This window comes from Massilia eurypsychrophila, assembly GCF_002760655.1.
Classification (GTDB): Bacteria; Pseudomonadota; Gammaproteobacteria; order Burkholderiales; family Burkholderiaceae_D; genus JAFCUW01.
In genome coordinates, this window is record NZ_PDOC01000005.1 from 339,184 (window position 1) to 351,090 (window position 11,907).

Here is an 11,907-nt window from a genome sequence, read left to right on the forward strand (position 1 = left end):
ATCTTTGCACCGTAAATCCGGCAAATGATTGTGAATGGGACACGCAATGAACATTTCAGACTTGAAAATCGGACAACGCCTCAACCTGAGCTTCGCGCTCACCATCGCGCTGCTGGCGGTGGTGGTCGCGGTCGGCGCGTCGCGGCTGGCCACGATCAGCGCCGACATCGACGTCACGCTCAACCAGCATTACCAGCGCGTCAGCGAACTCAATCGCATCAAGGGCACGCTCGAGCGCCAGTCGCGCCACCTGCGCAATGCCTTGCTGCTGGGCGACGGCGTGCCCGCCCGCGCCGAGCTCGACGCGGTCGACCAGCTCGGCACCGAAGCGGCGCGCGAACTCAATCAGCTCGGCGCCCGATTGTCGTTGCCGCAGGCACAAGCCTTGTATGCGCGCATCGGCGCCGCCGGCGCCGCCTTCGCCACCGAACGCGACCAGGTGGTCACCCTGGCGCGCGCCGGCCAGAAAGACCAGGCCGGCGCGCTGCTGGTGGCCGCCATGGCGGCCAAACAACAAGGTCACATTGATGCCATCGACGCGCTTATCGCTCTCCAATCGGGCCTGATGCACGCCGCCGGCGCGCACGCCGTCGACAGCGCCAGCCTGGCGAGCAAGACGATGATCGTGCTCGGGGTGCTCGGCGGCGCGCTGTCGATGCTGACGGCCTGGTTCATCACGCGCGGCATCGTCGCGCCGATCCGCCACGCGGTCAAAGTGGCGCGCACGGTCGCCTCGGGCGACCTCAGCAGCAGGATCGAGGTGCGCAGCAAGGATGAAGTCGGCCAGCTGTCGGCGGCGCTCAAGGAAATGAACGACAGTCTCGCGCGCATCGTCGGCCAGGTACGCGGCGGCACCGACACCATCGGCCAGGCCGCCAGCGAGATCGCCGCCGGCAACGAAGACCTGTCGAACCGTACCGAACAGCAGGCCGGCACGCTGGAAGAAACCGCCGCATCGATGGAGCAGATCACCGGCGCGGTGCGCCAGAACGCCGAAAGCGCGCGGCTGGCCGAGACGCTGGCGCTGTCGGCGTCGACCCTGGCCGGCCAGGGCGGCGCGGTGGTGGCGCAGGTGGTGACGACGATGGAGTCGATCGATGCGGGCTCGCGCAAGATTGCCGACATCATCGGCGTCATCGATTCGATCGCGTTCCAGACCAACATCCTGGCGCTGAACGCGGCCGTGGAAGCGGCGCGCGCCGGCGAGCAGGGCCGCGGCTTCGCCGTCGTGGCCGGCGAAGTGCGCACGCTGGCGCAACGCTCGGCGGCGGCGGCGCACGACATCAAGCGCCTGATCGCCGACTCGGCCAGCGAGGTCGACGCCGGCGCCCGGCTGGTCGGCGAAGCGGGCCGCACCATGGCCGCCATCGTCGCCAGCATCGGACGCGTCAGCAGCATCGTCAGCGACATCGCCGCCGCCAGCGGCGAACAGCTCGACGGCATCGTCGACGTCAACGCCGCGCTGGCGCAAATCGACCAGGTCACCCAGCAGAACGCCGCGCTGGTCGAGGAAGCGGCCGCCGCCGCCGGGTCGATGCGCCAGCAGGCCGGCGAGCTGTCGCGCGCGGTCGGCATTTTCACGCTGACGGCGGCGCCGCGCAAGAGCGCCGCCGTGGTGGCGCTGGCCGTCGCCGCGGCACCAGCGAGCGTGCTGGCGCAGCGCCCGCAGCGGCTTGAACGGCGCGCCTGAGCATTGTTGTCAGCGCGATACAGTCGCCGGTTTTCGGCCCCTGCTCTGTATAATGGGCAACCCTTTTCACCCACGCGCCATGCTGTGTTGACACGATGAAAACTCCCGACCAGACCGTTTCTGGCGCGCTGGCCGGCGACGCCGGCGGCGGCGCCGAACTGGCCAGCTGGAGCTGGGATCTGAAGCACGATTGCGTGACCGCCGACGCCGCCATGGCGCGGCTGTTCGACCTGTCGCCGGAGCTGGGCGGGCAAAGCCCGGTCAGCGCCTACTACGCCAGGCTGCACCCGGATGACGCCATCGGCCACGCCGCCGACATCCGCCGCGCCATCGACAGCGGCGAGCCATATGCGTCGACCTTGCGGGTGCGCGGCGCCGACGGGCAATACCAGCAGGTGCTGGCGCGCGGCGAAGTGCTGTACGACAGTTTCGGCGAGCCCGAACGCCTGCGCGGCGTGATGCTTGACGTCACCGGCGGGCTGGCCGCCAGGGCCGAACTGCGCGACAGCGAGGAGCGTTACCGCACGCTGTTCGAGGCGATCGACGAAGGCGTCTGCATCATCGAGATGCTGTACGACGACGATGGCCAGCCGTACGATTACCGCTTCCTCGAAATGAACAGCGCCTTTGCCAAGCACACCGGCCTGGTCGGCGCCATCGGCAAGACCGCGCGCGAACTGGTGCCGGACTTCGAGCGTCACTGGCTCGATATTTATGGCCGCGTCGCCGCCACCGGCGAATCGATCCGCTTCGTCAATGGCGACGCCGCCATGAACCGCTGGTTCGACGTCTACGCCACCCGGGTCGGCGCCGCCGGCAGCCACAAGGTGGCACTGCTGTTTACCGACGTCACCGAACGCAAACGCGCCGAAACGCAAGCGCAGCGCCTGGCCGCCGACCTGACCGCGGCCGACCGCCGCAAGACCGAGTTCCTCGCCACCCTGGCGCACGAATTGCGCAATCCGCTGGCGCCCCTGCGCAGCGGGTTGCAGGTGCTGCGCCTATCGAGCGGCGATCCGGACGCCACCGCGCGCGTGCTCGACGTGATGGAGCGCCAGCTCGGGCACATGGTCGAACTGGTCGACGACCTGCTCGACATCGCCCGCATCACGCGCGGCCAGGTGGCGATCAAACAGGCGCAGGTCGACCTCAAGACGGTGCTCGACGCCGCCATCGACACTTCGCTGCCGATGATCGAAGAGCACCATCACCGCCTGGTGGTGCAAGTGGCCGGCGAAGCGCTGCCGCTGTTCGCCGACGCCACCCGCGTGACGCAGGTGGTCAGCAACCTGCTGAACAACGCCGCCAAGTACACCCCGCGCGGCGGCACCATCACGCTGGCGGCGCGCCGCGATGGCGCCGACGCCGTCGTCAGCGTTGCCGACACCGGCATCGGCATCGCCGCCGACTCGCTGCAGGAAGTGTTCGGCCTGTTCAACCAGGTCGGCACCGACCGCAACCGCGCCCAGGGCGGCCTGGGGATTGGCCTGTCGCTGGTGCGCAGCCTGGTCGAACTGCATGGCGGCAGCGTCGTCGCCGACAGCGCCGGCGTCGGCGAGGGCAGCGTCTTTACCGTGCGCCTGCCGCTCGATGCGGCCGCCGCCGCGCAAACGGTGCTGGCGGCCGCCGCGCCGGCCGCGCCGATGCACGCCGTGCGGGTGCTGGTGGTCGACGACAACCGCGATGCGGCCGACACCTTGGCGGCGCTGCTCGAACTGCTTGGGCACTCGGCGCAGGTGGCCAATGACGGCCGCGCCGCGCTCGACGCGGTGCTCGACTTCCGGCCGCAGGTGGTCTTCCTCGACATCGGCATGCCCGGCATGAACGGCTACGACGTCGCGCAGGTGATCCGCAACGACCGCCGCCTCGACCAGCCCTTGCTGGTGGCGTTGACCGGCTGGGGCGGCGAGTCCGACCGCCAGCGCACGCGCGACGCCGGCTTCGACCTGCACCTGACCAAGCCGGTCGATCTCGACGCCATCGAGAAAATGCTCAGCAGCGTTTGACGCCGTTCACGCCGCAGCATGGCTGCTGAAGCTGCGGCACAGGACCTGAACGCACTACCACTCGAGCGCCGTCAAGCGCTGCGCCATGCGCGGCCAGCACAGCTTGGCCAGCTGCGCGCGATCGGCCCAGCGAAAGCCATCGACCTCCGGCGTCGACGCGCCGGTGGCGTGGTGCGCGAAAAAGCTGGTGCAGGCCAGGTGGTCGAGGCTGGCCAGCTCGTCGCCGCTGCGCACCAGGTACAGGTGCAGCCGCTTGTCCGGCCGGTAGTCGAACACGCCCAGGTCTTCGAAGCGCTCGGGCGCAAATGCGATGCCGGCTTCCTCGCGCAGTTCGCGCATCGCCGCCTCCAGCGTGTTCTCGCCCGGGTCCTGCATGCCTTTCGGGATGTCCCACTTGGCGGTGTGGGTGACGTGGCACAGCAGCAGCCGGCCCGCGGGATCGACGATCAGCGTGCCGCACGACACCGGCAACGGGCCCTTCACGCCCGCGCTCCTGCTGCGCCGCGCAGCACCTCGAGGGTGACCGGCTTGGTCAGGTGCTGGTCGAAGCCGGCGTCTTCGGCCTGCAGCAGGTCGGCGCTGGCGCCCCAGCCGGTCAGCGCCACCAGCGCCACTTGCGCCAGCGCCGGCGTCGCGCGGATTTCGCGCGCCACCTGGTGACCACTCATGCCGGGCAACCCGATGTCGAGGAACACCAGGTCCGGCCCGAACTCCCTGGCCATCGCCAGGCCTTCGTGGCCGTCGCGCGCCACGCGCGGCTGGTGGCCGAGTATCGTCAACAGCGCAGCCAGGCTCTCGGCGGCGTCGGCATTGTCGTCGACTACCAGCACCCGCAGCGCAGGACCGGGCGCCGGCGCCACCGCGCCGCGGCCGCCGTCGCGGCTGCCCTCGCTGCCGCCCAGCGGCAGGCGTAATGTGAACGTGCTGCCCTGACCGCGGCCGGCGCTGGCGGCCGCCACGCTGCCGCCGTGCAGTTCGGCCAGCCGGCGCACCAGCGACAGCCCGATGCCCAGGCCGCCCTGGGCGCGGTCCATATGGCCACGCACCTGGGTGAACATCTCGAACACGGCGCCGAGCGATTCAGCCGGAATGCCGATGCCGCTGTCGCTCACCGTTACCAGTGCCTGCCCCTGCTCGGTCCACGCCGACAACACGATGCGTCCGCCCGCCGGCGTGTACTTGGCCGCGTTATTGAGCAGGTTGCTCAGCACCTGGACGATGCGCGTGGTGTCGGCGTCGAGCACTACCGGCTCCGGCGGCAGGTGCACTTCGAGCTTGTGGCCGCTCGATTCGATCAGCGCCACGCTCGTCTCGAGCGCCATCGACACCAGCGTCTCTAGCGCCACCGGCCGCTTTTTCAGTTCGATCTTGCCGCGCGTGATGCGGGCAACGTCGAGCAGGTCGTTCACCAGGTGAATCAGGTGGCTGAGCTGGCGGTCCATCATGCCGACCACGCGCTCGGTGGCGCCGGCGTCGGCCGGCGCCATGCGCAACAGGTCAAGGCCGGTGCGGATCGGCGCCAGCGGATTGCGCAGCTCGTGCGCCAGGGTGGCGAGGAACTCGGACTTGCGGTGGTCGGCTTCCGACAGGTCGGCGGCCACGCGGCGCAACGCGTCTTCGGCGCTCTTTTGCTCCGTGATGTCGCGCGTCACGGTGGCCAGGCCAATGATGTCGCCGCGGTCGTCGCGCACCGCGAAGCCCTTGAAGTAGACCGGCACCACCTTCCCCGACGACAGGTCGGCAAAGCGCAGCTCGCCCTCCCAGCGCGCCGGCTCGCCCGTCAGCGCCGGCAGCACCACGTCCCGCACGAACGGGCGGCATTCCGGCGCGAAGAAGTCGACCAGCGAATAGTCGGAGATCAGCGCCTCGGCCGGGATGCCGGACAGGCGCCGCCCGGCCGGATTGAGGAACATGCCGATGGCGTCGGGCGTGGTGATGCCGATGAAGTCGGGCGACTGTTCGGCCACCGCGGCCAGGCGCCGGATGCCCTGCTCGGCCAGCCGGCGGTCGGTGTCGTCGCGGAAGTACAGCGCGATGCCGCCGTCCGGCGTCGGGCAGCTGTTGATCTCGAGCCAGCGTCCGTCCGGATCGTAATACGAATCGAACTTGACGTGCGAGCGCTCGGCGGCGCTGAGGCGCAGGCCCTGTTCGATGGCGCTGCCGTGCATCTGCGCGAACACCTCCCAGAACAGCGCTCCGGCCAGCTCCTCGCGGGCGATGCCGGTCTGGCGTTCGGCGGCGTGGTTGGCGTAGCTGATACGCCAGTCGGCATCAATCGCCAGGAAGCCTTCGCTGATGCTCTCGAGGATATCGCGGGCGCGGTCTTCCGCCGCCAGCCGTTCCTGTTCCTCGTGGCGCTGGCCGATCACCAGCGAGGCGGTGTTGGCCAGCAGCGCCAGGGCTGCGTCCTCGTCATCGGGGACCTCGCACGCCTGGCGCCGGTACCAGCAAAATACCCCCAGCACCGCGCCGGACGGCGCCACGATCGGCATCGCGCGGCAGGCGTGCAGGCCGTGCGCCAGCGCCAAGTCGCGAAACAGCGGCCAGCTGTCGCCGTCGGCGATGTCGGCGGCGGTGACGACGTCGCCGCTTGCCGCCGCCAGCGCGGCCGGTCCTTCTTGCGCGCCGGGCGGCAGCGCGTCGACCGCGTCCATGAATTCGCGCGGCAGCGACGGTCCGGCGGCGTGGCGCAAGCGCGCGCGCTCGCCGTCGGCCAGCAGGATCGCCGCAAGGCCGGCGCCGCCGGCGTATTCTTCGGCCGTGTTGGCCAGCACGTCGAGCACGTCGCCAAGCGGCGCGTCGGAGACGGCCAGTTCGAGCGCGCTGCGCTGGCCTACCGTCAGCAGGCTGGCCGCCTCGAGCCGGCCGAACAGGCGCTCGCGCTCCGCTTCGATCGTGGCCAGCTGCTCGGCCGCCAGCTTTTCGGCGGTGGCGTCGCGAAATATCTTGGCGTAGCCGCGCAGCTTGGCGGCGTCGTCGCGCAGCGGCACCATCACGCCGTCGGCATACAAGCGCGAGCCGTCGCGGCGCAGGTGCCAGCGGCGATCGAGCGCGCGGCCTCTGTCGCGCGCGCGCGCCGCTTCCGCTTGCGGCACGCCGGCGGCCCGGTCTTCGGGCGCGAAGATCATGTCGGCCGAACGTCCCAGCGCCTGGTCGGCACTCCAGCCGAGGATGTCGGCGGCGCCGCCTTCCCATTCCGTGATATTGCGCTCGACGTCGGTGCCGATGAAAGCGTAGTAGCGGGTGCTGTCGAGAATGAGGCGTATGCGTTCGTCGCGCGCGCGCAGCGCCGCCTGGTGGCGCTCCTCGTGGTGCAGGCCGATCGCCGCGGTCTTGCGGTACAGGTCAATGAACACCGACACCTTGGCGCGCAACACGACCGGGTTGAACGGCTTGGTCAGGTAGTCGACGGCGCCGAGCGCGTACGCCTGTTCGATCGGGAAGTCGTCAGTGGCGGCGGCAGTGAGGAAGATGATCGGCAGCGCCTGCGAGCGCGGATGACGGCGCATCAGCGACGCCGTCTCGAAGCCGTTCATGGTCGGCATAAGCACGTCGAGCAGCACCACGGCGAAAGAATGGTCGAACACCGCGCGCAGCGCCGCTTCGCCGGAGCCGACGCTGACGAGCTCCTCGTCGAGTTCGGCCAGCACCGCTTCGAGCACCAGCAAGTTGGCCGGCTGGTCGTCGACCAGCAGTATCTTGACTTTGTTCTTGTGCATTTGCGGTCGGTACGCCTCAACTGATCGTTTCATATGACCTCGACAATGTAAGACGCGCACTGTCGGAAGTCAATTGTGCGTCATCGGCAACCGTACACCGGGTTCTTGTAGTACCCATCTTACACAGACACGGCATTTGAACCTCTGTCGGCAACGCAGCTTTTTTTGCATACTGAGCAAGTTTTCCTATTATCTGCAAAGACAATGACATGTTCGAACAAGTAGCCACACCGTTTTCCGCACCCACCGCCAGCGTGCGCCAGATGTACCTGTCGCTGAGCGAGCGCGACGTCGGGCAGGCCGCCGCCCAGCAGGCCGCCAACTGGCTGCGCGCCACGCTCGATGCAGCGCCGCACGCGATGCCGCAGTTGCCGCAGGGCGCCGAGCAGTTCACCGCCTGGTCGGCCGCGCATACCGAAGCGGTCGGCGAGCAATACAAGCAATACCTGGCCGAGCGCAAGGGCGGCGCCCCGCGTCGCTACTTTACCAACAAGGCGCACGCGCTGTATTTCCTGAAGGGTGTCGCGCCGACCAAGCTGGTCGACGGCGCCTGGCTGTTCGGCCTGCTCCAATACTGGGAACAAGGCGCGATGCGCCCGCTGATCACCACTTACCTCGAGGAACTCGGCAATGGCGTGCCGGAAAAAAATCACGTCGTCATTTTTCAGCAGCTGATCGACGCGCATGGCTGCGCCCAGTGGCAAGGACTGCCGGAAGAACACTTCCTGCAGGGGCTGATCCAGCTTGCCCTGGCCTACAACCCGGAGCAGTTCCTGCCCGAGCTGATCGGCTACAACCTCGGCTACGAGCAGCTGCCGCTGCACCTGTTGATTACCAGCTACGAACTGAACGAACTGGGCATCGATCCGTACTATTTCACCTTGCACGTCACGGTCGACAATGCCGACAGCGGCCACGCCCGCAAGGCGTGGGAAGCGCTGACCAAGCTGACGCCGCAAGTGGGCGACGCCGATGCCTTCATGCGCCGCGTCGAGGCCGGCTACCTTCTCAACGACCTCGGCGCCAGCACGCAGACGGTGATCCACTCGTTCGACCTGCACGCCGAGCTGGTGGGTATCCTGCGCAGCAAGAGCGCGGCCGGCAAGAACATGCATTCGGACTACTGCAAGGTTGGCGGGCGCATGATCAACGACTGGCTGTCCGATCCCGACCAAGTGCCGGCGCTGCTGGTCGCGCTGGAAAAACAGGGCTGGTTCACGCGCGGCGCAGCGCCGCAAGAGAGCCGCTTCTGGGGCCTGCTGCATGGCGACCATGCGCAGATGTTCGGCGTGTTCAGCGCCTATGAGGAGCAGGTGCTGCACGACTGGATGGCGACGCCGGCGCAGCCGCTGGCCACGGCGCCGGTCGCGCGCGTGGCCACTCACCGGGCGCTGCAACGCGCCGCTGGCGCCCTTCTCGACGCTCCGCCGCGGCGCATCCGCGAAAGTGCGGAGCGCGGACTGATCCGCCACCGCTTCCCGGACGACGAACATGGATGGGAGGCAATCGCATGCGACCTGCGCCTGCTCGAAGCGAAGCTGGCCGCCGCCGACAGCAAGGAAGAAGCGATATCGATGCTGATCGCGCTGATGTCGCCGGCCAGCCACCACACCTCGGCCGGCCTGATGGCGACGCGGATATTCTCCAAGCTGTTCGCTTAGGATCTGACCCCAGACCGATTCAACGGTGCTCTGGCAAGGGGCTGGCGGCTGCTTGAGGTATATTGGATGCAGGTTCCCGCGCGGTGCTTGTTGCTGGAATCGTCCCCCTGCAACGCGAAGGTGCGACCATGCCAGACAGCCAATTGCCCGCCGAGATTCCATTCCGCACGCTGCTGTACCGCTTCATGTTTTTCGACTGGCTATTCGCCGACATCAGCGCGGCGCGCAATCTGTTCGAACGCCATGCCGCTTGGCAGCACAACCGCCGCATGTGCAGATACTTGCCGGTCTATCTGCGGCGCTGGTCGGTGCTGACGGCTGGCGCCTTCGGCCTCGGATTGCTGTGCGAACGGGCCAGCCAGGCCAGCGTGGTGTCGGCGTGGTTGTTCACGTCGTCGTGCGTGACCTTGACCGGCATGGTGGTGATTTCCGTGGCATGGATATTCCTGGCCAACTCGCGCATGTCCTGAACAGGACTGTGCGCGAGCAGTCAGGATAACAGTTGCCGCACCTAAATTGGGCTGTACGGGCGCACTTCGATCGGCTGGCCGTCCTGGGCGAAACGCAAGGCCACCGACACCGCATGGATGCCGATCGTCCCCAGCGCGTCGCAGATGTCGTCCACCTCGGTCTGCAAATCGGCTGCCATGTCGAACGGCATCTCGGGCGACGCCAGCGGCGCGCTGACCCCGTCGCGGTACAGGTTGACGCGCAGCACCATCTGATCGTCGACGTCGGCCGGCGCCACCACCGCGCTGACCTCGGCAGCGTCGAGCTTGTTCTCGTCGAGTGCCTGGGTGATGTCGGACATCATGCCCAGCATCGCCAGCTCCGCCATTGCGTCTTCCTTGGCGCCGTAGAACAAGTCCTGGTACAGGAAATTGATCTTCACCAAGGAGGGATCGGCCGCGAGGCAACTTTGCAGCAGCGGCGCCGCCTCCAGCGTCCACTGACGGTAGCGCTCAAGGCGCGCGGCGTAATAGGCATCGGCGCCGTCCTCGTCGGCCGGCGCCTGGTAGAACGGATCGTCCTCGCGGGTGCGCGCAAAGCCGAGCAGGAAACGCAGCTCCATCGCGTCGTCTTCCGGCGCAAAGCTGGCGCCGCTCCAGCCGCGCGTGCTCGCAGCCAGCGCCGGCGTGTCGACCATTTTCTTCTCGCTCATCGTCGCGGCCACTTCGCGCAGCATGTCGCCAAGCTGGCTGAAACTGATGGCGTCGATTTCGCCCAGGTCATACGCGTGGCTGATCAGCACCACGGTCGCATCGGGGCTTTCCAGGCCGGCTTGCTGGAAACTGGCGCGCAGCATTTCGAAGGCCGGCACGTCCTGGAACGTCTGCTCGAGCTTCAGGCCGCCGCGGCTGTTGATGAACATCGGCACCAGGAAAGCGTTGATTTCCTCGGCCGGCTTGCCGTCGCGCCGGATCACCATCGTCGCGCTGGCTTCCTCGATGTGCGCGCGCAGATGCTGGAAGGCGGCCAGGTCTTCATATTTGGCGCGCTCGATGGCGCCGTACAGCACGTCGTCCTTCCTCTTGCGCAGGGCATTGCGCACCAGGTGCGCGAGCTGCGTTTCCTTCTGGCGCAGGTCGGCCGCATCGCCCTCCTCCGGCTCGACGATCTCGAGGGCCAGCTCGGCCAGCGCCTGCGCCATGACGTCTTCATCGTCCTCGGCGGCAGCAGATTTGCGGGGAACAGGAAGTTTATTCTTGGGCATTGGATTTTCGGTCAACAATTCGATGAACGCATGGTATCAAATTTGCCGCGAACAATCGTAAATCACTGCGAAAGTAGCTGACAGGCAATCAGCGTCCTCTTTGTCTGGTCACATTTGCTAACATTTTCGTCATTGCGTTAGTTACTTAACATTGAAATGCTTCCACGCTTGCTTTACTGGAGTCCTTACAAAAACCGATAAATAGAGGAAACCAGAATCATGAAAATAATGAAGCGTAACAACCTGTGGCTATCGGCCACCATCTCCGGATTGGTCCTGGCAGGCGCATTCGCGCCGGCGCAGGCGTCGAGCCACCGCGAAGCGCCGTTCCTGACCAAGGCGCCAAAAGTCGACGGCACCGACTTCTACATGTTCCGCAGCTACGCCGCCGGACGGGAAGGCTTCGTGACGATGATCGCCAACTTCCAGCCGTTCCAGGATCCGCAAGGCGGCCCGAACTTCTACCAGTTTGACGAAAACGCGCTGTACGAAATCCACGTCGACAACAACGGCGACGCCAAGGAAGACATCACGTTCCAGATGCGCTTCAAGAACACCTCGAAAGGCATCGCGCTGCCGATCGGAGGCAAGTCGATCCGTATTCCCCTGATCAACTCAAGCACCATCTCCGGCGTCAATCCGGCGTCGCTGAACGTGCGTGAAACCTACACCATCGACATGGTCAAGGGCGACCGCCGCTCCGGCACCCGCACCCGTCTGGCCGCTGTGACCGGCGGCGCCACCGAATTTGACAAGCCGGTCGACAACATCGGCGACAAGACCTTCGGCAGCGCCACCGCGTACGAAACCTACGCCAACCTGCACATGTACGACCTGAACATGGGCACCTGCGGCAACGGCCGCGTATTCGTCGGCCAGCGCAAGGAGCCGTTCTACATCGCCGTCGGCAAGATCTTCGACCTGTTCAACCTGAACCCGCTCGGACCTGAAGTGGGTGGCAACAAGAACGACCTCGAAGGCAAGAACGTCAGCTCGATCGCCATCGAAGTGCCGATCGCCTGCCTGACCAACGGCACCGAGCCGGTCATTGGCGCCTACGCCACCGCCAGCCTGCGCCAGGGCCGCCTGCTCAATCCAGCACCAAAAACCGGCATCA

Annotated in this window: 8 protein-coding genes; 5 read left to right on the forward strand and 3 right to left on the reverse strand. The window is 67.0% G+C overall.

The window, feature by feature from the left end:
- Positions 1–46: 46 nt before the first annotated feature.
- Positions 47–1,690 carry a methyl-accepting chemotaxis protein gene (locus CR105_RS29360; protein ID WP_180288165.1) on the forward strand — a complete coding sequence of 548 codons (1,644 nt, stop codon included), beginning with the start codon at positions 47–49 and terminating at the stop codon, positions 1,688–1,690.
- A gap of 95 nt (positions 1,691–1,785) precedes the next feature.
- The gene (locus CR105_RS11725) at positions 1,786–3,696 is read left to right on the forward strand and encodes a hybrid sensor histidine kinase/response regulator (protein ID WP_099788626.1); all 1,911 of its coding nucleotides are present in this window, start codon (positions 1,786–1,788) and stop codon (positions 3,694–3,696) included.
- Positions 3,697–3,750: 54 nt separating this feature from the next.
- Here CR105_RS11725 and CR105_RS11730 read toward each other — a convergent pair whose 3' ends face one another.
- Both CR105_RS11730 and CR105_RS11735 read right to left on the reverse strand, forming a co-directional pair.
- Complete coding sequence (locus CR105_RS11730) at positions 3,751–4,179, reverse strand: NUDIX hydrolase (protein WP_099788627.1); 429 nt, start codon at positions 4,177–4,179, stop codon at positions 3,751–3,753.
- A complete protein-coding gene (locus CR105_RS11735; RefSeq protein ID WP_180288166.1) occupies positions 4,176–7,415 on the reverse strand; it encodes a response regulator in 3,240 nt (1,079 codons plus the stop codon). Before CR105_RS11735 ends, CR105_RS11730 begins: the two co-directional genes overlap by 4 nt.
- A gap of 209 nt (positions 7,416–7,624) precedes the next feature.
- On the opposite strand from CR105_RS11735, the gene CR105_RS11740 reads away from it, so the two are divergent.
- Both CR105_RS11740 and CR105_RS11745 read left to right on the forward strand, forming a co-directional pair.
- Positions 7,625–9,076 (forward strand): iron-containing redox enzyme family protein, encoded by a 1,452-nt coding sequence (locus tag CR105_RS11740; RefSeq protein ID WP_099788629.1) that lies wholly within the window; start codon positions 7,625–7,627, stop codon positions 9,074–9,076.
- 128 nt (positions 9,077–9,204) lie between these two features.
- Positions 9,205–9,546, forward strand: a complete 342-nt coding sequence (locus tag CR105_RS11745; protein ID WP_099788630.1) for a hypothetical protein — start codon at positions 9,205–9,207, stop codon at positions 9,544–9,546.
- A gap of 41 nt (positions 9,547–9,587) precedes the next feature.
- On the opposite strand, the gene CR105_RS11750 is transcribed toward CR105_RS11745, so the two are convergent.
- Complete coding sequence (locus CR105_RS11750; protein ID WP_099788653.1) at positions 9,588–10,790, reverse strand: DUF2863 family protein; 1,203 nt, start codon at positions 10,788–10,790, stop codon at positions 9,588–9,590.
- A gap of 219 nt (positions 10,791–11,009) precedes the next feature.
- On the opposite strand from CR105_RS11750, the gene CR105_RS11755 reads away from it, so the two are divergent.
- On the forward strand, positions 11,010–11,907 hold an 898-nt coding region (locus CR105_RS11755; protein WP_229413896.1), incomplete at its 3' end, for a DUF4331 domain-containing protein.